Origin of the sequence: Anaerococcus vaginimassiliensis (assembly GCF_900626155.1) — a bacterium.
GTDB lineage: Bacteria > Bacillota > Clostridia > Tissierellales > Peptoniphilaceae > Anaerococcus > Anaerococcus vaginimassiliensis.
Genome location: NZ_LR130844.1, coordinates 372,747 through 398,582 on the forward strand (window position 1 = coordinate 372,747; position 25,836 = coordinate 398,582).

Here is a 25,836-nt window from a genome sequence, read left to right on the forward strand (position 1 = left end):
TAATTTAATATTTATAAATATAAAACCAACCCAAAGGGTTGGCTATGTGTTTTATATTATTCAACTTCCTTCAAAAGGTCATTTCTTATATATCCAGATACACCGTTTACAGTTACTCTTGACCAGCCATCTGATTCTACTAAAAATAGGATTTCATCTCCTGGGTGAGCCTCTCCTACTATATCAGAGTCCTCTGTTGGATATAGTCTAATGTTTACTACATCTTCTACTTTGTAGTTGACCCCATCCATTTCAGGATCTTCGCTAGATTCTTCATCTGTTTTTTCTTCTTCTGAGATCATTTCTTCGTCTTTATTTTCTTCTTCTTTGCTAGCGTCTTCTTTTGTTTCTTCTTTTTTTTCTGTATTTTCTTCTTCGCTAACTTGTGTTTCACTCTCTCCTTCTGGGTGACGTTTTGAAACATAGCTATCATTTGAGCATGATGCTAAAACAATTGTTAGTCCAAGTATTAGTAAAATTTTATTCTTTTTCATTAAATCTCTCCAAACATTTCCTCTACTTCTCTTTCACTATAGACATAGTTTGTAATTACAACTCCTATTATATTTGCATGAACATTTTGAAGCTCTTTAATAGAATTGTCAAACACTTCGTTGTCTTTGTTAGCATAGGCTGTAAATAATACAGTCTTATCACAAAGGGCTGCAAACATATTTGCCTCAGGTATGCCTGTGTTGGCAGTTGTATTTACAAAAACATAATCGTATTTTTCCTTGACTTGAGAGAAGAAATTTCTGATTGCATTTGGTTCTAGGAATTGATCTGCATAATCAGAGACTTTTCCTGTAAACATAAGGTCAAGGTTTTTGATGTTATCGTCAGGTATTATCAAATCTTCGTTTGTATATTCGCCAAGGACTCCATCAATGAAGCCTCTTTCTTTATTTTTCCCTAGAAAATCAGCTAGTTCCTGTTCTCTTAGGTTTGCATCTATTAGAAGAATTTTATTTTCTTCTTCTGCTAGGTGTTTTGCCATCACATATATGTTTAATAATTGGTCGGTGTGATTACTAGTAGATGTGAAGGCAATTAGTTTGTCAGTTGCTAGTAGATTTCTAACTATAGTATCTTCTAAGTCGTAAAAAGCTTGAAGAGCTATTTCTTTTTTCTCATCATCTTTTCTTCTAAACATCTAATTCTCCTCTGGTATATGGTGGAAGTTTGCCAAGGATTGGATATGATTCTTTTTCCTCGGCTTCTTCATTTTGATTTGATTCTTCATAGCCTACACTAGAAAGAACCTCGCTACTATCTATAACAGTAGTCTCACCATAATCATCATCTTCTTCATCATCAACTATGTCAATTTTACTTGTCTGATATTCTTCTATTTCATCTTCTGGGCTTACTTCTTTAAAATCTTCTTCATCGTAAGAATTGTCTAGGACTTCCTTGTCGTATTCGTTCTCATCCTTTTTAAATGTTATCCTATCATCCTTAGCTACTTCTTCTGGCATTGTATAATTTGCTGCTAAGACTTTGTTGTTATATGAGTTAATCCTAATCATATTGATAAGGCTTACTAAGATGAAAACAGCAGCCCCAACTATAGCCGCGTATATATATCCATTGTTTACTCTACCTGCTGCTTGGTAGGAATATTCCATAACTTGGGCATCCTTGCCATAGATATTATTTATAACTCTAACAGATAAATCTGCATACTCATCTGCCAAGTCTTCTGCTCTTTGTTTGTTGGTATCTACAACAACGATGTCTATAATTGGGCTCTTTTCAATTGGATCTATGCTAAGCTTTGTATCCAATATTCCAAGTGACATATCTATACCCAAATTATCTATCACAGCTTTTTTAATCTTGTTAGAATTGATTGTTGCAGCATATACACTTGACTCATCAGTATCTTTTTCAACTTCTTCTAGGCTTGTTGTAATTATCTTAGACTTTGCCTTATACTCATTAAAATTCGAATAACTTAGGGCAAAGTAAAATAAAACAGCCGCCACTATTCCACAAATAAGACCCAGCGGAATAGCACTAAACAGCGATCTTTTTTCCTTCATATTTACCTCCAAAATTTTAGTGCTTTTATAAAATTTCTCATTATATAATCTGTAAATATACTTACTTATTTAAAATAAGCACTCTCCTTAGCCTATTATATAACATTTTTCATCTTATAAGCAAGGAAACATTTGATTTTTAATAATTCTTTAGTCATTCTATCTTGCCAAAAGCAAAAGATAAGTATATATTAATTCAATATAAAAGAAAGGAACCATTACATATGCAAATAGAATTAGACATCTTAGAGTCCCTAGGACTTGCGATAATAGCTTACCTAATCGGAGTTTTTATCAAAGGCAAATTCGACTTTTTTAGGAAGTTTTTTATCCCATCGCCAGTTATAGGTGGACTTTTTATAAGTATTCTCGTTTTTATTGCAAAAAGAAGTTTTTCATACGATTTTAGCTTTGATAATATTCTCCAAGACTTCTTCATGAATATTTTCTTTGCAGCAATAGGATTAAGTTGCTCCTTTAAATCTCTCAAAAAAGCTGGATTTCTTGGACTTAAACTAGCTATTGCAATCATTATTCTACTTCCCCTACAAAATGTAGTTGCAGTTGGCCTATCAATCCTTTTAGGTATCAATCCTCTCCACGGAGTAGCCATGGGATCAACCTCAATGACAGGCGGAATTGGATCTGCCATATCTTTTGGAAAAATAATGGAAGGAATGGGAGCAAGTAATAATACTTCAATAGGAGTAGCAGCTGCGACCTTTGGACTTTTGGTAGGATCTCTCGTAGGAGGACCTATTGCAAAGAGACTAATAAATAAATACAATTTAAAAAGCGTTGGATCTCTCGATATCAAAAAAGAAGATATAAATATAAAAAATATCGATCAAAATTCTTTGATGAGAGCAATTGTTATTATCGGTCTATCCGCATTTTTAGGAACATTTATAAACAAAATTCTAAAACTCACTCCCCTAAGCTTTCCTTATTATGTTGGCTGCCAATTTGGGGGTCTTATAGTTAGAAATATCTACGATTCTTTGAAAAAAGATATAGATATGAAGAATATAAATATAGTAGGAAATATCTCCCTAAATTTATTTTTATCCCTTGCTTTAATTAACCTAAATATAGCTGCGATTGCATCTCTAGCAGGTCAAATGTTTGTAATCCTCGTAGCTCAGGCGATATTTATTGCAATCTATACAAGTCTTGTGACCTTTAGATTGTGTGGCAAAGATTATGACAGTGCTGTAATGGCAGCAGGTCATTGCGGAGTAGGGCTTGGTCAAACTCCAAATGCCATGGCAAATATGGAAGCGATTATAGAAGAAAAAGGCCCTGCAGATATGGCAATGTTCGTCTTTCCCATAGTCCTTGCTATAGCAGTAAACCTCACAAATCCGATAGTTATAACATTTTTTATAAATATCTTTGGATAACTCTATCTAGTTAGGTATTTTTATAAATAAAAAAACAAAAGAAAACCAACCCTATATGTCATAGCTTGATGACAGGGTTGTTTTTTTATAAGTTAAAAAAATTATTATCTTTTCTAGGGGGGATCTAATAAAATATATTTAGGTCTAACTAAGCTTTTCGGTTATCTTCTAAATTACTAATATATGCTTTAACTTTTGATTCTGGCATATCATAGGTAAAGTTCCACTTATCTTTTGGACTTGTAAAAGGAATAAATATAGAAATAATAGCTATTGCTCCTAGGATAAATTGGTACCAAAAATATGGCATCAACTGGAATGGGGCAACCGCTCCATTACTAAAGCCTGCTGCAATAAGTACTTGAGCTGCATATGGCGCCAAACCTTGAAATACGCAAGAAAAACTATCTAACAATGATGCACTTCTTCTAGGATCTATCTTATATTCCTTGCACATTTTCTTGGCAATTGGTCCAGATATAATTATTGCAACTGTGTTGTTAGCAACAGCAATATCTACCATGGATACAAGAGCCGCTATTCCAAGTTCGCCGGATTTTTCTCCCTTTGCAAATTTATTAATTTTTGAAATTATCCAGTTTATCCCACCTTCTTTGGTGACCATATTTGATAAGCCACCTATTAAAAGTGATAATAAGAATATTTCAAACATTCCAGTAAAGCCTTCCCATATTGTTTGGGATAGGACTAATAGATCAAATCCGTTTTTTATTAGTAATAAAAGAGAAGAAAGGGCAATCCCACCTGTTAAAACTAAGAATACATTTCCACCCATTAAGGCAAATACTAGAACAAATAGATACGGAATTACATCTAAGATTGCATAACTTTTCTGAGACTGGCTAGCCTGTATTTCTGGTGATCCAAAGATAATAAGTAGAATAAATGTTATTATTCCAGCTGGTAGGGCTAGTTTGATATTCATCCTAAACTTATCTTTCATATCGCAGTTTTGGGTCCTAGTTGCTGCTATTGTAGTATCAGAAATAATGGATAGATTGTCTCCAAACATTGCTCCGCCGACCAAGGCTCCAAGTACCATTGCTAGGTTTATTCCGCTTGATTCAGTTAATCCTACCGCTATTGGTCCTAAGGCTGTGATAGTTCCTACAGATGACCCTGTGGCTATTGATATAAAACTTGCTATCAAAAATATTCCTGCAGTTAAAAACCTAGACGGAATAAAGGCTAAACCCAAGCCTACCACAGAATCTACTCCTCCAGAAGCTTGCGCGAGGGTGGAAAAAGCTCCTGCTAATAAGTAAATCAAGCACATTATAATAATGTTAGAATCCCCACATCCTTCTATCAAGTTATCAAATTTTTCGTCTATACTTCCCTCAAATAATAAAAACGCACTTATTATCCCAATAAAAGCTGCAATCGGTGCCGGCAATTGATAAAATGCCATTTCTACTCCCCTTAAGTGAAGTACTATCCCCGATACTAAGTAGACACTAACAAAAACTAAAAAGGGTATTAGTGCCTTTCCTGAAATTTTCTCAACTTTTTTCATCTTCACCTCTTTTTATGATTACTTTTCGCCATTATAAAATTTTTTAATAATTAGCAATATCCTAAATTTTCTTAAAAAAAGCTAAGCCTAAGCTTAGCTTTTGTCTACTTTATTTTACCTCTTCATGCCTAAAGCAAGTTTCTAGGTGGCAATTTACTAGACCGACTGCTTCCATAAAGGAGTGGATAATAGTAGGTCCTACAAAGGAGAAACCCCTTTTCTTCATATCTTTAGCAAGTTTCTTAGAAAGGTCACTTTCACAAATCACTTGTCCATCTCTTCTTTTATAGTCAATCGGTTCTTTTACATAAGTTTCTAAATATTTATCAAAAGAGGAAAAGTCTTCTCTTGTTTTTATAAAGGCTCTAGCATTTTTAACTAAAGCTTTTATTTTCAGTTTATTTCTTATTATATTCTCATTAGATAAAAGTTCTTCAATCTTTTCTTCGTCATATTGGGCAATTTTCTCATAAGAAAATCCATCAAAAGCCTCTCTCATAGCTTCTCTTTTCTTTAAAATTGTTTCAAAGCTAAGACCAGCCTGCATGAATTCTAAAACTAACATTTCAAAAAGATAGGAATCATCATGATTTCTAAGACCGTATTCCTCATCGTGGTAGGCTTTTAGGATTTCTGATTTTACCCATTCACATCTTTTTTTCATTAGATAAGGGCAAAGTATATAAATACTACAATAGCAAGGATTATTCTATAGATACCAAAAGGAATGAAGTCGTTGTTCCTGATATATTCCATGAATTTCTTGATAACTATATAAGCTACTAGGAAACTTAGAACCATACCAAGAAGGATTAGTCCCCATTGATATCCACTAAATCCTGAGAAGTTCTTTACTACTTTTAGGAGGGTTGCTCCAAGCATAGTTGGAATTGCTAGGAAGAATGAAAACTCTGCCGCAGCTGAACGTGACAATCCTAAGATCATTGCTCCCATAATTGTAGCCGCTGACCTACTTGTTCCCGGAATCATTGCCAAAGTTTGGAAAAATCCAATAGCAAGTACAGTTTTGTAAGGAACCATGGCAATATTATCATGCCTAAATCCTTTGTTGTTTCTATTTCTTTTCTCGACAAATATTATAATTAGGCCCCATATTAGGAGCATAGCTGCTACAACCATTGGATTAAAGAGATATTCATCTATTAGATCATCAAATAATAGACCCAATGCCATAGCTGGCAGGATTCCTACTATTACTCTTTTCCAAAGCTCCATTGTTTTTTTGTCTGGATGAGTTAACCTGTAATATGCTCTCGATTGCTTGTTTAAATTATCATAATTTTTAGGAAAGTATCTTTCAGTTTTTTCTAAATCCCAAGGGTTGAGTCTTTTAAAATAGATAACTACAACTGAAAGAATTGCCCCTAGTTGGATTATTACATTAAAGGCATTGGAAAAGCCTTCTGGTTCTAGTTTTACAAATTGATTTACTAAAATCAAGTGGCCAGTAGATGATACTGGCAAGAATTCTGTTACCCCTTCAACTATAGAAAGGATAAGAACTTTTAAAAAATCTACTATCATTCAAATTCCTCCATGAAAGAATGTTTTTCTCCTCCAATTTGATAACCTAAAACCATATCGCAATTTACATTCTCTGCTGATCTTAGGATTGACTTTTCTACATCTGGATTGTCTTTTTTCAAATCACTTATTAACTCTTTTACTTTTTTTCTGGTGTAGGATTCGTTAGATTTTGTAACTGTACATGCACAGTTTAGGGCAACAAGATCTACATAGTCTCTCCACCTTTTTATGTCATCTTCGTGAGCATAGTATAAAGGTCTAATAAGCTGCATATCATCAAAGTTTTGAGCAACTAGCTTAGGTTTCATTGTTTTAAAATTGCCAGCATATAAGACATTCATCATTGTTGTTTCAATTACATCATTCATATGATGGCCTAGTGCAACCTTGTTACAACCAAGCTCTTTTGCCTTGGCATAAAGAAATCCCCTTCTCATCCTTGCACACATATAACATGGATAATCTCCCTTGGTGATTGTCTCAGCTACTTCAAATACTTGTGAATCATAAATATTCGCAGGAATTTTGAGGTAGGCTAAATTTTTTTCAAGCTGATCTCTATTTTCCTTATCATAGCCAGGATCCATACAGATATATTCTACATCAAATTTGACCTTGGAATGTTTATGTAGCTCTTCTATCAGTTTTGCCAAAAGTAGGGAATCTTTCCCACCGGATATGGCAACGGCTACCTTATCTCCTTCATTTATTAGAGAAAATTCTTTGACTGCCTTTATAAAAGGAGACCAAATTTCTTTTCTATATTTTTTTATTATCGATCTTTCTATTTCTACAATATCCATTATAACTCCACTATTTTAGAAGGCTCGTATCTCTCGCAAACCTCCAGTTTTATATCTTTGTTTGTATCAAGACCCATCTTAGTCAAATAATTGTCTACGGTTAGTCTTGAAAGTTCGGGTGTATTATTTGTATCTGACAAATGAGATAAAAATACGTATTCTTCCTTGCCCACTAAGGCATCTGCCAATGCCTCAGCTGATTGATCATTGGATAAATGTCCCATATTTCCCATAACCCTTAGTTTGAGATTGTAAGGATAAGGACCAATCTTTAGTGCTTCAAGATCGTGGTTGGCCTCCATATAGTAAATATCAGAGCCCTTTATCTCGTAGGCCATTTTCTCATCTACAAGACCTGTATCAGATAAGATGGTTACTTTTTTATTTCCTAGATAGAACACATAGCCGCAAGGTTCATTGGCATCGTGATGGATAGCTATTGGCAAGATATCCATGGATTTAAAGTTGAGAAACTCATTCGTCTTAAATATTTTGATATTTTCTTCTTTTAATCTTTTCGCTTTTTGGGAAAATCCCCTCCATGTTCCAGCATTGGCATATATCGGAATATTAAATCTCTTTGATAAAACTCCTGCTCCTTGAACATGGTCGTTATGCTCGTGAGTTAAAAATATAGCATCTAAATCAGATGCCTTCTCCCCAACTTTTGACATTAGACCTTCTATTTTCTTTCCTGAAAATCCAGCATCTATGAGAATTTTAACCCCCTTATGTTCTATAAAGGAACAGTTGCCAGAAGATCCTGATGATAGGGTTACAAACTTACTCATATAGAGAAAAATACTCCCTAAGAAATTTAGCTATAGATGGCTCGTTATTGTCACCAATAACATAATCTGCCGCATCTTTAGCCTCTTTTTTCCCAGAACCCATGGCAACACCCACACCAGCAAGCTCTAGGCTTTTTACATCATTCATTCCATCGCCAAAATACATGACCTCTTCGCTATCCATATCAAGGATATCTAAAAGTTTTTTTAGACTTTCAGATTTACCAGCATTTTTATTTAATATCTCCAAGATATGAACTTCATTTCTCATTAGCTTGTAATCTTTTTCAAGCTCTCTTTTATGTTTTTTATATATTCTATCTAAAACTTCTGGTTCTGCCGCGAGTGCTATCCTTGAAATTCCATCTTCTATATCGCTAAATTTTTCAAACTTTAACCAAGCAAGACCTACTTGCTCTTGATCTACCAAAAAACCTCTATTAGGTTTCTCTTCATTAAGATAAAGATAGTTTTTGGTATGGATTGAAACTTGAACATCTTCTCCATCTAATAGAGAAGTTATCCTGTTATAATCTTTCTCTGTTATTGGATTTGAAACTATAGCCTTGCCATCGGCGTTTCTTCTAATGAAAGCTCCAGTCCCGCAGATACTATAATCATCAAAATCCATTAGACCTAAAGCTTGTCTCATCTTCCACATGGCATTAAAGGTTCTACCTGAATTTAGAACTACCTTTATGCCTTTATCTCTTAATTTTTTTATAACTTCTATATTTTCACTAATTATTTTTTTATCATCATTTATTAAAGTCCCATCGACATCAAATATAATTAACTTAATATTCTTCTTCATAATGCTCCTTTAGTTTAAAAAAAGTGTAAGTTTCCCTACACTTATAGACTATATTATAATACTAGAAAAGGTGCGATATTCAATCTCCTGTAGGAGGATTAGACAAAGAAAAAAGAGACCTACAATGTGTAAGTCCCTTTATATATTCCAATACTTTTAAATAAATTTATCTAAGAATGCTTTGTAAGCCTTGTAGGTCATATAAGCATCTGCTTTAGATAGTAATTCAACAGGTGCGTGCATTGAAAGCATAGCAACTCCCATATCTACAACTTCTGCTCCATATTCAGCTAAGATGTAGGCAATAGTTCCACCACCACCTTGGTCAACTTTACCTAGCTCAGCAGTTTGCCAAATAACTTCATTTTCAGCAAACAAATCTCTAATTTTAGCTAAGAATTCTGGGTTTGCATCGTTAGATCCAGCCTTACCTCTAGCTCCAGTATACTTGCTCATTGCTACACCATATCCAACATAACCAGAGTTTAGTTTTTCATAAGCGTAGTCGTGATCTGGATCGAAAGCAGCTGTAACATCTGCTGATAGAACGTGAGATCTAGCCATGGCATGTCTTACCATAATATCTGAGTAGTTTTCTCTCTTTGAAAGAATTTCTGCAACCATATTTTCAAAGAACTTGGCAGTCATAGAAGTATTTCCTACAGAACCAATTTCTTCTTTATCTACAAATAAACCGACTGCAGTTATCTTTGGATTGTCTACTTCAAGGATTGCCTTTAGGTTTGCGTATGAACAAACTCTATCATCTTGACCGTGTGATGCAATCATAGCTCTATCAAAACCAACGTCTCTTGCTTTAGCAGCAGGAACTATTTGAAACTCTGCAACTCTGAAGTCATCTTCGTCTAGGTTGTAGTTATCTTTTAGGTATTTAAGAACTGATTTTTTGATTGGATCCTCATCATCCTTAAATTCATATGATGAATGTCCCATAACTATGTTAAGTGTTTCTGCTGTAACGCCTTCTGACATTTTCTTCTCATTTTGAGTTGCACCCAAGTGTGGAAGGATGTCGTTAATGTAAAATACTGGATCATCTTCCTTTTCACCAATAGAAACACTCACTTCTTTTCCATCTTTATCTATGAAAAATCCGTGAAGGGCAAGTTGAATAGTTGGCCATTGGAACTTCTTGATTCCGCCGTAGTAATGAGTTTTGGCATAAGCCATCTCTGCTTGTTCATAGATTGGATTTGCCTTCAAGTCTAATCTTGGTGCGTCCAAGTGGCTACCTACGATGTTCATTCCTTCTTCTAGGTCATCTCCTAGGACCATAAGAACAACTGATTTATTTTTGTTGTTAAAGTAAATTTTATCATTTTTCTTTACACCCTTATCCAAAGCTTCTTCCAAAGATAGAAAACCGTTTTCTTTGGCAGCTCGGATAATTTCAGTTGTCGCTTCTCTTTCGGTCTTAGCATTATTCAAAAATTGTTTATATTCTTCTGAATAATTATTAATTTTATCAAATTCTTCTGAATTGATATTTTGCCATACTGATCTTTTTTCATTCATTTTTAATCACCTCAATTATATATTAACACAAAATAATAAATAAATCTAGTTAAAATCGTTTTTCGATTATAGAATAAGACTATTGATTTATTAACAGTTTTTCTTGATAATACGGTATCGTAGTACATGATTGTTATTTTATTTTCAAAATATTTTTCTTATTTTTTCTGTTGACAAATCTTGAATTACTTGATACATTATATATGCATAGACTGTAAACATAATATTCATTATACGGTCATTATACATAATTATCTAGGAGGGATTTATGTCTGAAAAGAAAAAGAAAATGAGTATGAAAGCGTTAATTCTCATGATATTTACATCCGTTTTCGGATTTACAAATATCACAAGGTCATACTACCTAATGGGTTATGCTTCTATTCCATGGTTTTTATTATCTGCGGTAACGTTTTTCTTACCATTTGCTTTTATGATTGCTGAGTTCGGTTCAGCATTTAGAAGTGCAGAGGGCGGTATTTATAGCTGGATGGAAAGATCATCTGGCGTGAAGTACGCATTTGTTGTTACTTTCATGTGGTTTGCATCATATGTTATCTGGCAAGTAAATGTTGGTACTGGTATTTGGGTAGTTTTGTCAAATGCGATATTCGGTGCTGATAAAACTCAAACTTGGTCAATATTAGGTCTTGATTCTGTAAAAACCTTGGGTATTTTAGGTATCCTTTGGATTATATTTGTTACTTATGTTTCTACAAAGGGTGTTGATAAGATTCAAAAGATTACATCAGTTGGTGGTACAGCAGTTGCATCTATCAATGTATTCTTGTTTGTCGGAGGAATTTTAATTCTTATCCTAAACAAGGGTCAAATCCTAGAACCCCTTAACGCAACAGCTTTAGTTAAGTCACCTAACCCATCATATCTTGGTGGACTTCAAGTTCTATCATTTGTAGTTTATGCTATATTTGCTTATGGTGGAATTGAGGTAATCGGCGGACTTGTAGATGAAACTGAAAATGCAGAGAAAAACTTCCCTAGAGGAATTAAAATAGCAGCTATAGTTATAGCTATTGGTTACTCTTTAGGAATTTTGATCTTTGGTACATTTACAAATTGGACCTTTGCTTATACAGAGTTTCCTACAGAAACTATAACTCTTGGTAATGTTTCATACGTTGGTATGAACCAAATGGGTTATCAACTAGGTCTTGCCTTTGGTATGGCAGATGCAGCAGCTAAAACTGTAGGTGGAATTGTAGCTAGATTTATGGGAATATCAATGTTTTTAGCATTGACAGGAGCATTCTTCACTCTAACCTATTCTCCACTTAAACAACTTATAGGTGGAACTCCTGAAAAACTATGGCCAAAGAGCTTAGTCGAACAAAAAAACGGCATGTATGTAAATGCTATGAAAGTTCAAGCTATAATAGTTATTGCAATCATGGCAATAGTTTCATTCGGTGGTGATAGTGCTCAACAATTCTTTGAAATTTTAGTAGCAATGACTAACGTTTCAATGACCCTACCATACTTTTTCATATCTTATTCTTTCCTAAGCTTTAAGAAAGATGAAACTATAGAAAAACCATTCGTTAAATTTAAAACTCTAGGCTCTGCCAAACTTGGAGTATTCGTAGTATGTACCCTAGTAGGTTTTGCAAATATCTTTACAGTAATAGAACCTGCTATATCTAGAGGCGACTACCTAACATCAATCATGTCAGTAGCAGGACCACTTATATTTACAGGACTTGCTCTTCTCATGTATAACAGAGCTAAAAACAAATAATATTAGTAATAGAAAAACAAGGTAACATTCAATACTTACCTTGTTTTTCCTTGCTAAACTTTATTATTTAATTAGAGCAAAGCAAAAGTCATCTAGCAATAGATACCTATCTTCAATCTTAATATCTTCGCTTGCAAATATTATTCCTCCATTACAGATTTCTTCTTTTATATTTTCTTTAGAGAAGTTAAAGTAAAGGCTAATTTTCTCATCTCCTAGCTTTCTTTCGTAGGCTATTATATTCTTATTTTCGCTAGTAATAGGCTCAAATTCACCATAGGTTAGGATATCTGAATATTTGGAGTTTTGCCTAAAGTCTATCATTTTTTTATAAAAGTTTAGGACTGAGTTTTTATCCTTTTCTTGGTCTGCGGCATTTACTTTTGGATTTTCGTAAGCCATGCCAAGCCAAGGTTTTACATTAGAAAATCCACCGTATCTTTCATTTGTCCAAGCAAATGGCACCCTTCCATTATCTCTTGACCTTAGATTTGTAAAGTCTAGGGCTTCTTTTTCGCTAAATCCTTCTTCTATAGCTCTTTTGTAGGAATCTATTGATTGAATATCGTGAAAATCATCTGCTGATTCTCTAACAAAGTTTTTCATTCCTAGCTCTTGACCTTGGTAGATATAAGGAGTTCCTCTTAGGAAAAAGTAAATTGCAGCAAGCATTTTGATTGCCTTAATATTTTCGTCATTTTCCCTAAGGATCTTAGTTGTTGCCCTTGGTTGGTCGTGGTTTTCTATAAAGTTTGCTGACCAACCGTATTTTTGGATAGATTCTTGGCTATCAAATACCACTTTTCTAAAATCTTCTACTTCCCAGTCGACTCTCTTGTGCCAAGTTTCATCAATTACATCAAAGTTTGCGGGAATAAAGTCAAATACCATCGAGAACACGCCATTTTCTCCTATATATTTTTCATACTTATCATAGGAAAGTCCCGCAGTTTCTCCAACTGTCATAGAATCATGGATACTAAAGGTTTTATCTGAAAGTTTTTTAATTAATTCTTCTACTCCATCTTGGTTACGGCCAAATTTAATCACAGAAACTCTACCGTCTGCCCCATCAGCTTCGCCACTTTTATAGGATGGATCTTTTTTAATATGGTTAATTGCATCCATCCTAAAGGCTGTAATTCCTTTATCTATCCAAAAATTTACTATCTTATATATTTCTTGTCTTAGCTTTGGATTTTCCCAATTTAAATCTGGTTGTTCCTTAGCAAAGGAATGGAAATAATAGCAATCTTCACCATCTATTTTAGTCCAGGTTGATCCTCCAAAGATAGACCTCCAATTGTTAGGCTCACTTTCTCCCTCTCTAAAAATATAATAATCTCTATATGGACTATTTTTATCAGAAAGAGCTTTCTTAAACCAGTCATGTTCATTTGATGTGTGATTTAAAACAAGGTCCATCATGATTTTGATATTTCTTTTCTTAGCCTCAGCTACCAAATAGTCAAAGTCTGCCATTGTTCCAAACTCTTCGTTTACATCGTAATAATCTGATATATCATAACCATTATCCGCCATAGGCGATTTGTAGATTGGGCAAAGCCAAATCATAGTAATTCCTAATTCTTTAAGATAATCTAGCTTTTCAATAATTCCTCTAATATCTCCTATCCCATCATTATCAGAATCTTTAAACGACCTTGGATAAATTTGATAAACAATCTCCTCTTGCCACCACTTCTTTTCCATAAACTCTCCTTATCTATTCTTTCTTTGCTCCATTATACTATTTTTTATGAAAGTAGATGAAAAAAATCCGAAATTCCCAAGGAATTCCGGATTATCATAAGTTTTTAGAATATGCTCATAAAGAAATCGCCTAGTAAAGATGAAATGAGGAAGGTTCCTATGATAACAAAGATAGAAACTATTATTCCTCTCGCTCCAACCTTCTTGAAGGCTCCCCAATCTTTTCCGATTATAATTCCAGCATAAGCTAGAATTGGGGTTATTATTGCGTTTATACTTATATTGTCAACACTTTTAACTACAAAATCTGATACAGGTGAAATTGGACTTGCTATAAATATAGCTATTATAGAAATCCACAACACTGCTGATATCTTCTTTGCTGGAACAACATAAGATAAGAAATATCCTACTAGGGTTATTAAAGTAAGTATTAACATTCCAGCAAGGGAGCCGCCCAAGCTTTCTTCACCCAAAATATTACATATGGTACAAGATATTATTGTAAACAACAGCGATACTACAAGAGCTGGCATATCTGATTTAAATTTTTGCATTTATTTATCCTTTCTAAAAATTGATAGTTTTTTGTATAAGAACTCTGTTAGAGGTAGTCCTAAGAAAGCTCCCAGTGGTAGAGCTATTACACTAGATATTAAGTTTGAAAGACCAGCAAAGGCTGTCATTTGTGCTTCAAGCTCTGGATAATTTGCAATTAGTGCAGATAGTCCAGCAGTCATCATTGACGCAGATCCTGCTCCTGTTCCCATAGCAGCTCCAAGAGGTGATACTATATTTAAACTAATAGCAACAGATGAGATTATACTTAAGATAATAGGACCTAATATTGTTCCTATAATATAAACTGCCATTACTCCTCTAAACTCTGGAGATTCAGCTCCATAATTATCTTGGATAAGACCTACGTTTGATTCCCTACTTAGGGCGTGACACATACCGATAGATTCTCTTTTTAGTCCAAGAAGAAGAGCTATAGGTAAAGCAATTATTATAGTTCCAAGGTTACCAAAGTTTTGTAAGACTAGGGCAAGTCCTGCTTTTTTGATAGCATCAATTTGCCCACCACTTGTAACTCCTAGTTTTGCAATCAAGATTGCAAGCATTATCCCCATCATAGCGTTAGCCTGTGGAGCGTCTTTTTCTGTAAGAATATTTTTCTTTGTCATATATATGGCAAAAGATATAAGCATAGCCCATATTAATGGTGAAAATACAATAGTAATTCCCTTGATATCAACAGACTTAGCCCCTATCAAAATCGCAATCACCGCAACTACGAGGACAACTAAGTGCATTTTTATTTCGTGTTTTTTGTTAGTCTTATCCATCTAGTCCTCCTTTAGAAAACTCGAAAGCTGTCGCAACAAATATTGCTACTCCCTTGTAAAATAGTGACTCATCTAGGTCAAATTTAGAATTATGATTTACATATACCTTGCCGTCTTCTCTTTGGAAAAGATTTGACAAGAACATAAATGACCCTGGCACTTCTTGTAGGAAAAATGCCATATCTTCTGCTCCCATAACTGGTTTATCCATTTCGTAAATATCATCTTCAAACATTTCACCAACTAGGCTTTTTACAAAAGAATTAAACTTTGGATCGTTATTTAATACTGGATAGAATCTTTCATAATTAACCTCAGCACTCGCACCATAGGTATTTGCTATTCCAGATGAAATTTCTTCTACTCTTTTTTCAATAGTATCTCTTGCATCTTCGCTCAAGGCTCTAGCTGTACCCATCATGTCCACAGTGTCTGGAATTATATTTTGAGTAAATCCACCGTCAATCTTACAAACAGAAACAACGCCACTATCTACAGGATTTATTTCTCTAGAAATTATCTTTTGTAAGCCTAACAAGACTTCTGCCGATACAATTATAGGATCAACTGTAGCTTCTGGACTTGCGCCGTGTCCACCATGTCCTTTTATCCTTATAGAAAACTTGTCCATAGAAGCCATCATTTCATTATCTTTGAAGGCAATTTTGCCATGAGGCACATCTGCCAATAGTCCTCCGTGCATGCCTATAATATAGTCAACCTTAGGATTTTCTAAAACTCCCTCATCAATCATAGGTTTTGCCCCGCCAGGGATTTCTTCCCCAGGTTGGAAGATAAATTTAACACTTCCGTTTAATTTGTCTTTGTTCTCGTTAATGATTTTTAGAGCTGTCAAAGCTACTGCCATGTGGCTGTCGTGACCGCAAGCGTGCATTTGTCCTTCTATTTCAGATGCAAAGTCTAGACCAGTTTCTTCTGTAATTGGCAAAGCATCCATATCTGCTCTTATGGCAAGGCATTTGCCAGGATTTTTCCCTTCGATTAAGGCTGATATTCCATTTCCATTTACATATTCTTTGTAATCGATTCCAAATTCGCTAAGCTTATCTTTTATGTATTTTGATGTTCTAGGAAGATCAAGTTCAAGTTCAGGTATCCTATGAAGGTCTCTTCTCATTTTAATACATACATCTTCATTGGCTTTTGCTAGTTGTTTGTAGTCCATAATTTTCCTTTCTATTATTAAAGTTTTCATATGTATATAAATATTACATTTATATGTCTTTATTATGACTTAAATTGATTATATAATAAGAAAACGTATTCGTCAACTAAAATTTAATTATGTGATATAATATTTAGTATGAAAATCTTACTGATAGGGACTATTGAGTCCATTAATAAAATAGAATCAATTATTAAAAACTACAAACTAGAATTTATGAGAGTTATAATAGACGATACAGACTCTCTCGCTGATGTCCTTGGTCCACTGCCAAATGACATTGATGGTATCTTTGCAAGTGGCGTTGGTGTATTCAACAAACTAATCCATTCTTATGATATAGATGTTCCAATATCCTATGCCAGAAGAGGAGCGACGAGCTTTAGCAAATGTCTAATAAAAAACTATGAAAATATTAAGACTTACAAAAATCCATCTTTTGACTGTTTAGATAAAAAACTATTAGATTCTTTAATTTACGATTATGATATAAATATAGACGATTATAAGATAATTAAATATAATTCCACCTATGGGGAGAATGCTTATCTACTAAACCACATCGACCTATATAAAAAAGGCAAAATTGACTGTGTCTTTACCGCTTACGGTTACAGCTACAATGTCTTAAAAGATATGGGAATCCCAGTATTCAGGCTCGAGGCGACCAAAGCTGATATAGAAGAAGACTTCGAGAAATTAATTACTAGGATCAATATCAAATATACTGAAGATAAATCTTTTCTAATTCACAATTTCCATATGGATTTCAAAGATCCATATCTAAGGAGTTTGATAGATGATTATGCTTCTATCTTTGAAGGACTAGTATTGGACCAAGATGGTGAAGTCTTAGTCATATCTAATAGAGGAATTAGTATTAGTGAGTTAGAAGAAAGTATCGAAATTTTTAACAAGAAAAACATCAAGCTAAAACTTACGCTCGCAAGCGGCAATACAATAAGAGAAGGAATAGATAACTCCATGTATGCGAGAAATTTTTTGGATTCTAGAAAGTCTGTCGTTATGTATGACGGAAAAAACATCAAATTTTTAGCTACAAACAAAACATTTTCTTCTTATGATATAGATAATGACCATTTGTTTGAAATATCTAGGTCTTGCGGTGTTTCCCTAGAATATATTCAAAAAATCACCCTCTATACTAAAAATAAAAAGACAGACACTATAACAAGTAGCCAATTATCTTCTATTCTTAAAATAACTAGAAGAACTGCCAATAGGATTATGAATAAACTCATCGAAAATAAATATGCCACAGAACTTTATATAAAAGACGGCAACAAGGGAAGACCTACCAAGGCCATAGAAATTTTATTTTAATTATAAAAGCTCCAAAATCCACATAATGATTTTGAAGCTTTTTTTTATTATTTTATTTAACTATTACTGCGATACCATCTGGAATCACTGTTACTGTACTATCTTCTCCCATTAATTCATTTGCTTTTTCCATTGCCTCATCTAGTGTTTTTACTGGAATTAGGTGGAAATCTTCTAGGATTTTTGGATCATAGTCTGATACATATATTACAGCTTTTGCTTTTAATAAGATTCTACATAGGATTTGTGATTCCCATTGGTCAGGTATCGTGTCAATCTTGTCTGTATCTAGGAATTTTTGGTAGAGCTTTTCTACATCTGGCTCTTCTAGGAAGGCATTGTGGAAGGCATCTCCACCAGTTCCATCGCCTGATTTAGATGAAACAACTATAACTCCTCCATCTTTTAGGCTTGCTTCTGCAGCTGTCATTGATTTAACTGTTTGATAGATATTTTGATCGAGTGGATATCCACCGTTTGATGTAAGAACTATATCTGCAAGTTTCTTGTCAACTCCAGCCTTATCTTTTAGCCAATCTGTTCCTGCCTCATGAGCTCTTTCAAGATCTCCTGCTACTGCATGGATTACTTTCTTTTCAGAATTTATTACAACATTTACTACATATACAAGTCCTAATGCTCTTGCTGCTGCAATCATATCTCTATGGATTGGATTGTTTTCCAAGTTTCCAGTTCTAGCATACTTGCTATCTATAAATTCTGAGTTGTGGTTATACATGATAGTTTTTCTTGAACAGCAACCTGGAAATACTGACTTTCTACCACCAGAAAAACCTGCAAAGAAGTGTGGTTCAATGAATCCTTCTGCTACTAAAAGGTCAGCTTCTGCAGCAATTTTGTTTACAACTATATCTCCACCTGAAGGAAGCTTTTCATCAAGAGTAACTAGCATTTCTTCATCATCGCAGTCGTGAATATAGATTTTTTCGTTGTTATATATTTCTTCCCCTAGTTTGAAAACAAGCTCTTCCTTGCTTGAGTTTCTATGGCATCCTGTAGCTACAAGAAGGGTTATGTCTGCATCTGGATTTGCCTCTCTGATTTCTTCTAGCATTAGAGGAAGTATGTATTTGCTTGGTACAGGTCTTGTGTGGTCACTTATTAGAATGACAACCTTATCCTTACCTACGGCAAGTTCTTTTAATTTCTTTGAACCAATTGGATTTTCCATTGCTTTTTTAACAATAGTTAGTTGGTCATCTTCTGGCTTGTACTCTTCTAGGTGAGATGTTAGAATTCCTTGGATCCTAGAATCTTCAATCTCAGTTTCTTGAAAAGTTTTGTCATAAGGTAATTTGATTTGCATAAAAACTCCTTTTTATTAGCCTTCCTTCATGAAAAGCTTTTCTTTTATTATATAAAAAAAGAGCTTGGACTTCAACCTTTTTTATCCAAGCTCTTATCTTAGCCAATCAAAATTTGTAATATCAAATATATAAAACCCGACAATAACATTATCTTAATTGGATCGACCGTTTTTCTAAGCATTATAACAAATGAAAATATGAATAAAGCTAGCATATAATAATTGGCATAAGCCAAACTTATATCATTTACATCAAATACTGCAGTCCTTAAAATATCAACTCCAGCTATAAGTATCATAGCGATAATAGCAGGTCTTAAAAAATACAAGACATTGGATATAGAATCCAAATCCTTATATTTTTTGTAAATAAAGGATAAAATTCCAACTATAATAGCAGATGGCGTCACACAGCCCAAGGTCGCTACTAGTCCTCCAACTACTCCTGCCATCCTTGTTCCAACAAAGGTTGCAGAATTGATGGCAATGGGTCCTGGAGTCATTTGACTAATAGTAATCAAATCATTAAACTCATTTAAACTAAGCCAAGCGTTGGCACCAACAACTTCTTGTTCAATAAGAGGAAGAGCTGCATAGCCTCCTCCAAAGGAAAATAGTCCTATCTTAAAAAAAGTAATGTACAAACTAAGAAGCATGGCTATCTCCTCTCTTGCTCCAAGAATAAATAAGTCCCACAATAATTAAGGTCAAAATTATATAGACAATATTTACCTTAAAGAAAAATCCTGCCACAAAACTAAGACCCATAATTAAAAGTAGATATTTAGAACTTCCCTTGTAAAGATCTCTTGTCATATCAACTACGACCTTAAATATCAGTGCTGCAACTCCTGCCTGCATTCCTTTTAAGAAAAATGCTATATACTTGTTAGCTATAAAGGCCTTATAAAAAATGGAAATAGTTGAAATAATCACAAGAGGAGGAATAATTGTTGCAAGAATTGCCACAAGCATGCCTAAAAATCCACAAGTTTCAAACCCGACTACAACAGCTGCATTTACAGCTACAGCTCCGGGAGCTGATTGGGCAAGGGCAGTCATATCTAGCATTTGATCCTTGTCAATCCACCCTAATTTGTCAACAAAAGTATCCTTCATCAGAGAAATAATCACATATCCTCCACCGAAAGTGAAAGCTGACAGATATAAAGTTGACTTAAAAAGCTGCCATAGTTTCTCTCTTTTTCCCATATCTCCCTCCTTTTTCTAACTAATATTGTATAACTAAAGAAAAAATAGGCAAACCAAGGTCTGCCTATATATTAATTTCTATTTAAAAAACTTATCATTAATTTGTTTTTTAATTTTTTCTACTGTAAATCCAAGTTCTTCTTGAACTTCATCTCCCTTGCCAGAGATTCCGAATCTATCTATACCGATATTTAGACCACAAGTTCCTGTCCATTCTGTCCAACCAAAGGTTGTTCCCATTTCTATGGATACTTTCTTAACCTTTTTATTTATAACTTGGTTTTTATATTCTTCATCTTGGGCTCTAAATAATTCCATTGATGGCATAGATACAACTTTGATAGCTTTACCATCTTCTTCAAGGGCCTTTGCAGTATCAAGAGCTAGGGAAACTTCAGATCCTGTTGCTATTAGAACAAGGTCTGGATTTTCGCTATCCTTAACAACATATGCTCCCTTAGAAATATCTGTTATGCCTTCAGTTTCTTTTAGGTTTGGAACATTTTGTCTAGTTAGAGCAATCACAACTGGTTTATCCTTGCTTTCTAGAGCAACCTTCCAAGCGAGTCTTGTCTCGTTTGCATCAGCTGGTCTTAGGACAACTGTGTTTGGTATAGCTCTAAGCATGGCAAGTTGTTCGATTGGTTCGTGAGTTGGACCATCTTCACCAACAGCTATAGAATCGTGAGTCATAACATAAGTTAGTGGAAGGCCTGATAGAGCTGATAGTCTAACCGCTGCCTTTAGGTAGTCAGAAAATACGAAGAAGGTTGATACATGATGGAAGCTACCGCCATGAGCCATAATACCATTTCCTATAGCAGCCATAGCAAACTCACGCACACCATACCAAATATTTCTACCACATGGACTTTCGTCTCTAAATGCCTTAGTATCTTTTATATTTGTCTTGTTAGATGAAAATAGGTCTGCAGATCCGCCCCAGAAGTTTCTAGTAATTTTTGCAAGGTCTTGAATTATTTCTCCACCAGAAGCTCTTGTTGCGATATCTTTCATAGATGAATCGTATTTTTTAACTTCCTCGATGAAATTTTCTGGCAATTCTCTATTGATACCTGCCATCAATTCCTTATAATCTTCTGGATATTTTTCTTGGTAAGATTTTAATGTTTCATCCCACTTATCATTCGCTTCTTTACCAGCTTTAGCTACGCCTTCTTTAAATGTTTCATACACTTCTTCTGGTATTTCGAAGTCTTCGTAGTCCCAACCGTAAACTTTCTTTGCAACTGTGAAATCATCTTTTCCAATTGGAGCTCCGTGAACCTTGTTAGTTCCTTGGTTAGCTGATCCATAACCTATAACAGTTTTTACTTCGATTAGAGTTGGTCCATTTTCGTTTTCTTTGGCACTTGTAATAGCTTCATAAATCTTGTCTAAATCATTGCCATCGTCTACTTTTATGTAGTTCCAGTTTTGTGCCTTAACTCTAGCTTCTACATTTTCTGAAAATGAAGTAGAAAGATCACCATCTAGACATATATCGTTTGAATCATATAAAACTATTAGTTTGTTAAGATTTAAATGTCCAGCAAGACTCATAGACTCGTAAGAAACACCTTCCATCAAGTCTCCATCACCACATAGGGCATAAGTATAGTGGTCTATAACTTTCATATCATCCTTGTTGTATAAAGCTGCCATGCGTTTTTCAGCTACAGCCATACCAACTGCTTGGGCGATTCCTTGACCGAGAGGACCTGTAGTTACCTCTACTCCTTCTGTGTGGCCATATTCTGGGTGACCTGGAGTAAGTGATCCGCTTTGTCTAAAGTTCTTTAGCTCTTCTATTGGTAAATTGTAACCTGATAGGTGGATTAGGGAATATAGCATTGAAGAACCATGACCTGCTGATAGGATAAATCTATCTCTATCGAAGTATGATGCATTTTTAGGATTTGCCTTTAGGATTTTGTTGTATAGAACATAAGCCATTGGTGCTGCACCCATTGGTAGACCTGGGTGTCCACTATTAGCTTTTTCAATTTGAGCGATAGATAGGGCTCTTATGGCATTGACTGCCAACTTGTCATTATTAGTAAACATTTAAACTCCTTCTTAATTATTCTCTATATTATATTTTACTATATTTTTCATTAATTTTTAGCCAAAAAGGGGAGCTAGCCCCAAATTAATCGCAAAACCTAAAAGTAATTTATATTTTTTATATAAAATGAAATTAAGGGAGGAGAGATTTTGCTTTTTTTAGAAACTAACTCCTAGTTTTTATCTATTTTGGAAGGCATCCCAGTCTTTTTTGAAGGATTCTATGCCTGCTGTTGTTAGTGGGTGAGTCCATAGTTTTTCAAAGATTGAGCCTGGGATTGTTGCTATGTGGCTTCCTGCAAGGGCTGCTTGTTCCAGGTGGTTTATGTGTCTTATGCTTGCTGCTATTATTTCTGAGTCATAGCCGTAGATGTCTATTATTCTTCTTAGGTTTTCTATTAGTTTTTTGCCTGATTCGCCCATATCGTCTATTCTTCCCATGAATGGTGAGATGTAGGTTGCTCCTGCTTTCATTGCCATTATTCCTTGGGATACTGAAAAGATTAGGGTACAGTTGGTTTTTATGCCTTCTTTACTTAGGGTGTTTATTGCTTTTAGTCCATCTTCTGTCATTGGGATTTTTACTACTATGTTTTCTTTCCAAGCGGCAAGTTTTTTTGCTTCTTCTACCATTTCGTGATAGGTGTAACTTGTTACTTCTGCTGATACGGGACCATCTACTATACTTGCTATTTCTTTTACTACTGTTTCAAAGTCTTTGCCTTCTTTTTTTATTATGGATGGGTTGGTTGTTACTCCATCACAAAGTCCTAGGTCATTTATTCTTTTTATTTCGTCTATGTTTGCTGTGTCTAAGAAAAATTTCATTTTTACTCCTTATCTGCTAGATTTTTCTTACCTTATATCTTGTTTCACACTTAAACTCTTCGTCTTTTCTTAGGATAATACTACCAAAGTATTTCTGGTTAATTGCATCTGGTAATTGTTGGGTTTCTATTGCGATTCCTTGGTTTTTAACTAAATCCATGGAAGAATTACTATCTATTTTATTTAAGCTATATAAAATCAAAGAATCTCTATCTGTAATCACATCTAAACTTAGCCTATCATTTCTTAAATTAAGGCTAATTTCATCTTCTTTATTTAAAATAAAAGCCGTGTCTAACCCACTATTTTTCTTAATCTCTGGATACTGCGAATCGAGTACTTCTCCTAGATTTTTATATTCTGAAAAATCTAATTCACTAGATCCTATGTCAATTTTTTCTCCAGTAGGAATCAAATCTTCGTCTGTTTCTAAAATAAAATCTGAATCCACTCTAAGATAGTGATTTGTTATAGGATTTTTGTTTGCATTTAGGTTAAAATAAACGTGATTTGTTGGATTAAATATTGTATCTGCATCACATCTCGCATAATAATTTATTATCCGATCGCCCTCATTTGTTACGGTATGAGTAACTTTAACTTTCATATTTCCAGGATAATAATTAGGTCCCGTTTTATCTTCTAAGCTAAATATTATTTTGATACTGTCTTCATTTTCTTCGATATCAAAATCCCAATTTCTTAAATCGAATCCCCTATCTCCACCGTGAAGGTGGTTCTCGCCGTCATTTTTATCTAGCTTGTAGCTCTTACCGTCAATATTAAAGCTTGCATTTGAAATTCTCCCGCCAACTCTTCCGACAGTTGCACCAAAGAAATATGATCTGTTAGCTAAAAGTTCATCTACGGAGTTATATCCTAAGATAATATTTCCAATATCTTCGATATAAAATTCATTTATCCTAGCACCCAAAGACCAAAATGAAACATACCTTGAAGAATCTAGGGAAATCTTAATTTCGTATATGTCCTCGTTTTTGTAATTTCCGATTATTTTTTTAGTATAATTCATAATCTCACCTATATATCAGAAAGTTTCTTAGAAATTTCCTTTGTATTTGGATAAACCATCCTATATACTTCATAGTATTTCTCATATATTTTTACATTTTCCGGGTTTGGTTTATATTCTTTTTTGTACTTTACAAAATCCTTGGCACAAGTTTTGAAATCATCATAATAACCAGCTCCAACTGCTGCAAGCATGGCTGCTCCTGTCGATGGACCATTTTCTATTTCTAAAGTTACTATATTTTTATTAAATATATCAGCTTGCATCTGAAGCCAAGTTTTATTCTTTGCTCCACCTCCTACAGACACCATTGTATCTACAGGGCTTGCTCCATCGCTATCGATTATTACTAGACTATCTTTTAGAGAATAAGTTATACCTTCAAGGACTGCTCTTACAAAATTATCCAGCTTATGAGAAATATCCATTCCTACAAAAGATCCTCTAATGGAGCTATCATTGTAAGGAGTTCTTTCTCCTTGGATATACGGAGTAAAGATTAGACCATCTGAGCCAGCGCTCACATTTTCTATGCCAGTTAGAAATTCATCATAAGATAAATCTTTGGCAAAAGTAGATTTTAGCCAATCAAGACTCTTGCCTGCAGCAAGGGTAACTCCCATAGAGTAAAAAGTATCTGGAATAGCAGCGTTAAATGTGTGAAGCTTGCCATCTTCTTTTCCTGTTATTTTTTCTTTGTTGGCAAATACTACACCAGATGTTCCAACGCTAACCATAGCTCTCGTATCATCAATAATCCCAGCGCCAACAGCACTAGCAGCATTATCGGCAGCACCGGCATATACTTTTACCCTACTTTTTATGCCAAGCTCATCTCTAACTTCATCTCTTATATCTCCAGTATATCCAATCGAATCAACTAACTCTGGCAGATAATCGTAATTTATGCCAAATTTGTCAGCAATTTCTCTGGACCATTCTTTTTTCTCTACATTTAATAGTAAAGTACCAGCAGCATCTGATAGGTCCATATGGTAATTTCCTGTTAGGTACAATCTTAGATAATCCTTTGGAAGTAGGATGTGTCTAGTTTTTTCCCAAATCTCTGGTTCATTTTCCATTACCCATAGGATTTTAGGTAGGGTAAATCCTTCTAGAGCAATATTTTTATTAATAGATAATATTTCTTCACCAAAGTCGTTCATTATTTTTTGACATTGATCGGTTGTACGAACATCATTCCACAAAATAGCATTTCTTAGAATTTCATCATTTTCATCTAATAATACCAAACTATGCATTTGTCCAGAGAAACTAATCGCATCGAGATTTTCAGAAAAACCATCTATTTTTTTAGATAAATCCTTGATTACGTCTTTGAAAGCCTTGATCCAATCCTTAGGATCTTGTTCACTAAACCCTTTTTTTGGTATATAAAGATCATATTCATATGCACTTGATTCAACCAGTCTGCCATCTGTTGTATAAACTGAACCCTTTAGAGAGCTTGTTCCAAGGTCTATTCCTAATAAGTACTTCATAGTATTCCTTTCTATAAGAAAAGCTGCTGCAAAAATTTAAAC

24 protein-coding genes are annotated in these 25,836 nt (G+C 34.3%); 3 read left to right on the plus strand and 21 right to left on the minus strand.

The window, feature by feature from the left end:
* Positions 1 to 56: 56 nt before the first annotated feature.
* The 3 genes from E0D87_RS01985 to E0D87_RS01995 are packed head-to-tail and all read right to left on the minus strand — an operon-like array spanning position 57 to position 2,045.
* Positions 57 to 494: an SH3 domain-containing protein gene (locus E0D87_RS01985; RefSeq protein ID WP_130819164.1), complete on the minus strand. Its 438-nt coding sequence runs from the start codon at positions 492 to 494 to the stop codon at positions 57 to 59.
* On the minus strand, positions 494 to 1,153 hold the full coding sequence (locus E0D87_RS01990; RefSeq protein WP_130819165.1) for a CpsD/CapB family tyrosine-protein kinase: 660 nt from the start codon (positions 1,151 to 1,153) through the stop codon (positions 494 to 496). The genes E0D87_RS01985 and E0D87_RS01990 overlap by 1 nt, the downstream gene beginning before the upstream one ends.
* Positions 1,146 to 2,045, minus strand: a complete 900-nt coding sequence (locus E0D87_RS01995; protein ID WP_130819166.1) for a YveK family protein — start codon at positions 2,043 to 2,045, stop codon at positions 1,146 to 1,148. Before E0D87_RS01995 ends, E0D87_RS01990 begins: the two co-directional genes overlap by 8 nt.
* A gap of 224 nt (positions 2,046 to 2,269) precedes the next feature.
* On the opposite strand from E0D87_RS01995, the gene gltS reads away from it, so the two are divergent.
* On the plus strand, positions 2,270 to 3,448 hold the full coding sequence (gene gltS, locus E0D87_RS02000; protein WP_130819167.1) for a sodium/glutamate symporter: 1,179 nt from the start codon (positions 2,270 to 2,272) through the stop codon (positions 3,446 to 3,448).
* Positions 3,449 to 3,596: 148 nt separating this feature from the next.
* Here the strand turns inward: gltS and E0D87_RS02005 are convergent, their stop codons facing one another.
* From E0D87_RS02005 to E0D87_RS02035, 7 genes are all read right to left on the minus strand, one after another.
* Entirely contained in the window at positions 3,597 to 4,985 is a 1,389-nt protein-coding gene (locus tag E0D87_RS02005; protein ID WP_130819168.1) for a Na+/H+ antiporter NhaC family protein, read from the minus strand.
* 109 nt (positions 4,986 to 5,094) lie between these two features.
* On the minus strand, positions 5,095 to 5,649 hold the full coding sequence (locus E0D87_RS02010) for a DNA-3-methyladenine glycosylase I (protein WP_130819169.1): 555 nt from the start codon (positions 5,647 to 5,649) through the stop codon (positions 5,095 to 5,097).
* Positions 5,649 to 6,530 carry an undecaprenyl-diphosphate phosphatase gene (locus tag E0D87_RS02015; RefSeq protein ID WP_130819170.1) on the minus strand — a complete coding sequence of 294 codons (882 nt, stop codon included), beginning with the start codon at positions 6,528 to 6,530 and terminating at the stop codon, positions 5,649 to 5,651. Before E0D87_RS02015 ends, E0D87_RS02010 begins: the two co-directional genes overlap by 1 nt.
* Positions 6,527 to 7,336, minus strand: a complete 810-nt coding sequence (locus E0D87_RS02020) for a tRNA 2-thiocytidine biosynthesis TtcA family protein (RefSeq protein ID WP_130819171.1) — start codon at positions 7,334 to 7,336, stop codon at positions 6,527 to 6,529. The genes E0D87_RS02015 and E0D87_RS02020 overlap by 4 nt, the downstream gene beginning before the upstream one ends.
* Positions 7,336 to 8,127: an MBL fold metallo-hydrolase gene (locus tag E0D87_RS02025; RefSeq protein ID WP_130819172.1), complete on the minus strand. Its 792-nt coding sequence runs from the start codon at positions 8,125 to 8,127 to the stop codon at positions 7,336 to 7,338. Before E0D87_RS02025 ends, E0D87_RS02020 begins: the two co-directional genes overlap by 1 nt.
* The gene (locus E0D87_RS02030) at positions 8,120 to 8,941 is read right to left on the minus strand and encodes a Cof-type HAD-IIB family hydrolase (RefSeq protein ID WP_130819173.1); all 822 of its coding nucleotides are present in this window, start codon (positions 8,939 to 8,941) and stop codon (positions 8,120 to 8,122) included. The genes E0D87_RS02025 and E0D87_RS02030 overlap by 8 nt, the downstream gene beginning before the upstream one ends.
* Positions 8,942 to 9,097: 156 nt before the next feature.
* Positions 9,098 to 10,477: an aminopeptidase gene (locus E0D87_RS02035; protein WP_130819174.1), complete on the minus strand. Its 1,380-nt coding sequence runs from the start codon at positions 10,475 to 10,477 to the stop codon at positions 9,098 to 9,100.
* A gap of 268 nt (positions 10,478 to 10,745) precedes the next feature.
* Between E0D87_RS02035 and yjeM the strand changes: the two genes are divergently transcribed.
* On the plus strand, positions 10,746 to 12,233 hold the full coding sequence (gene yjeM / locus E0D87_RS02040; protein ID WP_130819175.1) for a glutamate/gamma-aminobutyrate family transporter YjeM: 1,488 nt from the start codon (positions 10,746 to 10,748) through the stop codon (positions 12,231 to 12,233).
* 63 nt (positions 12,234 to 12,296) lie between these two features.
* Here yjeM and E0D87_RS02045 read toward each other — a convergent pair whose 3' ends face one another.
* From E0D87_RS02045 to E0D87_RS02060, 4 genes are all read right to left on the minus strand, one after another.
* Positions 12,297 to 13,946, minus strand: coding sequence for a glycoside hydrolase family 13 protein (locus tag E0D87_RS02045; RefSeq protein WP_130819176.1), 1,650 nt, complete (start codon positions 13,944 to 13,946; stop codon positions 12,297 to 12,299).
* 104 nt (positions 13,947 to 14,050) lie between these two features.
* The gene (locus tag E0D87_RS02050; protein WP_130819177.1) at positions 14,051 to 14,503 is read right to left on the minus strand and encodes a hypothetical protein; all 453 of its coding nucleotides are present in this window, start codon (positions 14,501 to 14,503) and stop codon (positions 14,051 to 14,053) included.
* Positions 14,504 to 15,295 carry a DUF3100 domain-containing protein gene (locus E0D87_RS02055; RefSeq protein WP_130819178.1) on the minus strand — a complete coding sequence of 264 codons (792 nt, stop codon included), beginning with the start codon at positions 15,293 to 15,295 and terminating at the stop codon, positions 14,504 to 14,506.
* A complete protein-coding gene (locus tag E0D87_RS02060; protein ID WP_130819179.1) occupies positions 15,288 to 16,481 on the minus strand; it encodes a M20 metallopeptidase family protein in 1,194 nt (397 codons plus the stop codon). The genes E0D87_RS02055 and E0D87_RS02060 overlap by 8 nt, the downstream gene beginning before the upstream one ends.
* A 138-nt stretch (positions 16,482 to 16,619) precedes the next feature.
* On the opposite strand from E0D87_RS02060, the gene E0D87_RS02065 reads away from it, so the two are divergent.
* Entirely contained in the window at positions 16,620 to 17,825 is a 1,206-nt protein-coding gene (locus tag E0D87_RS02065) for a transcriptional regulator (protein WP_130819180.1), read from the plus strand.
* A gap of 52 nt (positions 17,826 to 17,877) precedes the next feature.
* Here the strand turns inward: E0D87_RS02065 and larA are convergent, their stop codons facing one another.
* The 7 genes from larA to xylB form a co-directional block, all read right to left on the minus strand.
* Positions 17,878 to 19,152: a nickel-dependent lactate racemase gene (larA, locus tag E0D87_RS02070; RefSeq protein ID WP_004835376.1), complete on the minus strand. Its 1,275-nt coding sequence runs from the start codon at positions 19,150 to 19,152 to the stop codon at positions 17,878 to 17,880.
* Between the two features lie 98 nt (positions 19,153 to 19,250).
* Positions 19,251 to 19,808, minus strand: a complete 558-nt coding sequence (locus tag E0D87_RS02075; protein ID WP_004835419.1) for a chromate transporter — start codon at positions 19,806 to 19,808, stop codon at positions 19,251 to 19,253.
* Complete coding sequence (locus E0D87_RS02080; protein WP_004835373.1) at positions 19,798 to 20,364, minus strand: chromate transporter; 567 nt, start codon at positions 20,362 to 20,364, stop codon at positions 19,798 to 19,800. The genes E0D87_RS02075 and E0D87_RS02080 overlap by 11 nt, the downstream gene beginning before the upstream one ends.
* Before the next feature lie 78 nt (positions 20,365 to 20,442).
* Complete coding sequence (gene tkt, locus E0D87_RS02085; protein ID WP_130819181.1) at positions 20,443 to 22,431, minus strand: transketolase; 1,989 nt, start codon at positions 22,429 to 22,431, stop codon at positions 20,443 to 20,445.
* 180 nt (positions 22,432 to 22,611) lie between these two features.
* On the minus strand, positions 22,612 to 23,259 hold the full coding sequence (gene fsa, locus E0D87_RS02090) for a fructose-6-phosphate aldolase (RefSeq protein WP_004835390.1): 648 nt from the start codon (positions 23,257 to 23,259) through the stop codon (positions 22,612 to 22,614).
* 16 nt (positions 23,260 to 23,275) lie between these two features.
* Positions 23,276 to 24,292: an aldose epimerase family protein gene (locus E0D87_RS02095; RefSeq protein WP_130819182.1), complete on the minus strand. Its 1,017-nt coding sequence runs from the start codon at positions 24,290 to 24,292 to the stop codon at positions 23,276 to 23,278.
* Between the two features lie 8 nt (positions 24,293 to 24,300).
* On the minus strand, positions 24,301 to 25,794 hold the full coding sequence (gene xylB, locus E0D87_RS02100) for a xylulokinase (protein ID WP_130819183.1): 1,494 nt from the start codon (positions 25,792 to 25,794) through the stop codon (positions 24,301 to 24,303).
* Between the last annotated feature and the right edge of the window lie 42 nt (positions 25,795 to 25,836).

What these genes read in the sequence shown, in the direction of transcription:
- E0D87_RS02080 (WP_004835373.1), bottom strand. Translation starts at nt 20,364, where the DNA reads ATGGGAAAAAGAGAGAAACTATGGCAGCTTTTTAAGTCAACTTTATAT.
- E0D87_RS02030 (WP_130819173.1), bottom strand. Translation starts at nt 8,941, where the DNA reads ATGAAGAAGAATATTAAGTTAATTATATTTGATGTCGATGGGACTTTA.
- E0D87_RS01990 (WP_130819165.1), bottom strand. Translation starts at nt 1,153, where the DNA reads ATGTTTAGAAGAAAAGATGATGAGAAAAAAGAAATAGCTCTTCAAGCT.
- E0D87_RS02015 (WP_130819170.1), bottom strand. Translation starts at nt 6,530, where the DNA reads ATGATAGTAGATTTTTTAAAAGTTCTTATCCTTTCTATAGTTGAAGGG.
- tkt (WP_130819181.1), bottom strand. Translation starts at nt 22,431, where the DNA reads ATGTTTACTAATAATGACAAGTTGGCAGTCAATGCCATAAGAGCCCTA.
- E0D87_RS02075 (WP_004835419.1), bottom strand. Translation starts at nt 19,808, where the DNA reads ATGCTTCTTAGTTTGTACATTACTTTTTTTAAGATAGGACTATTTTCC.
- E0D87_RS02055 (WP_130819178.1), bottom strand. Translation starts at nt 15,295, where the DNA reads ATGGATAAGACTAACAAAAAACACGAAATAAAAATGCACTTAGTTGTC.
- E0D87_RS02005 (WP_130819168.1), bottom strand. Translation starts at nt 4,985, where the DNA reads ATGAAAAAAGTTGAGAAAATTTCAGGAAAGGCACTAATACCCTTTTTA.
- fsa (WP_004835390.1), bottom strand. Translation starts at nt 23,259, where the DNA reads ATGAAATTTTTCTTAGACACAGCAAACATAGACGAAATAAAAAGAATA.
- E0D87_RS02065 (WP_130819180.1), top strand. Translation starts at nt 16,620, where the DNA reads ATGAAAATCTTACTGATAGGGACTATTGAGTCCATTAATAAAATAGAA.
- E0D87_RS02045 (WP_130819176.1), bottom strand. Translation starts at nt 13,946, where the DNA reads ATGGAAAAGAAGTGGTGGCAAGAGGAGATTGTTTATCAAATTTATCCA.
- E0D87_RS02020 (WP_130819171.1), bottom strand. Translation starts at nt 7,336, where the DNA reads ATGGATATTGTAGAAATAGAAAGATCGATAATAAAAAAATATAGAAAA.
- E0D87_RS01985 (WP_130819164.1), bottom strand. Translation starts at nt 494, where the DNA reads ATGAAAAAGAATAAAATTTTACTAATACTTGGACTAACAATTGTTTTA.
- E0D87_RS02010 (WP_130819169.1), bottom strand. Translation starts at nt 5,649, where the DNA reads ATGAAAAAAAGATGTGAATGGGTAAAATCAGAAATCCTAAAAGCCTAC.
- gltS (WP_130819167.1), top strand. Translation starts at nt 2,270, where the DNA reads ATGCAAATAGAATTAGACATCTTAGAGTCCCTAGGACTTGCGATAATA.
- xylB (WP_130819183.1), bottom strand. Translation starts at nt 25,794, where the DNA reads ATGAAGTACTTATTAGGAATAGACCTTGGAACAAGCTCTCTAAAGGGT.
- E0D87_RS02060 (WP_130819179.1), bottom strand. Translation starts at nt 16,481, where the DNA reads ATGGACTACAAACAACTAGCAAAAGCCAATGAAGATGTATGTATTAAA.
- E0D87_RS01995 (WP_130819166.1), bottom strand. Translation starts at nt 2,045, where the DNA reads ATGAAGGAAAAAAGATCGCTGTTTAGTGCTATTCCGCTGGGTCTTATT.
- E0D87_RS02025 (WP_130819172.1), bottom strand. Translation starts at nt 8,127, where the DNA reads ATGAGTAAGTTTGTAACCCTATCATCAGGATCTTCTGGCAACTGTTCC.
- E0D87_RS02050 (WP_130819177.1), bottom strand. Translation starts at nt 14,503, where the DNA reads ATGCAAAAATTTAAATCAGATATGCCAGCTCTTGTAGTATCGCTGTTG.
- yjeM (WP_130819175.1), top strand. Translation starts at nt 10,746, where the DNA reads ATGTCTGAAAAGAAAAAGAAAATGAGTATGAAAGCGTTAATTCTCATG.
- E0D87_RS02035 (WP_130819174.1), bottom strand. Translation starts at nt 10,477, where the DNA reads ATGAATGAAAAAAGATCAGTATGGCAAAATATCAATTCAGAAGAATTT.
- larA (WP_004835376.1), bottom strand. Translation starts at nt 19,152, where the DNA reads ATGCAAATCAAATTACCTTATGACAAAACTTTTCAAGAAACTGAGATT.
- E0D87_RS02095 (WP_130819182.1), bottom strand. Translation starts at nt 24,292, where the DNA reads ATGAATTATACTAAAAAAATAATCGGAAATTACAAAAACGAGGACATA.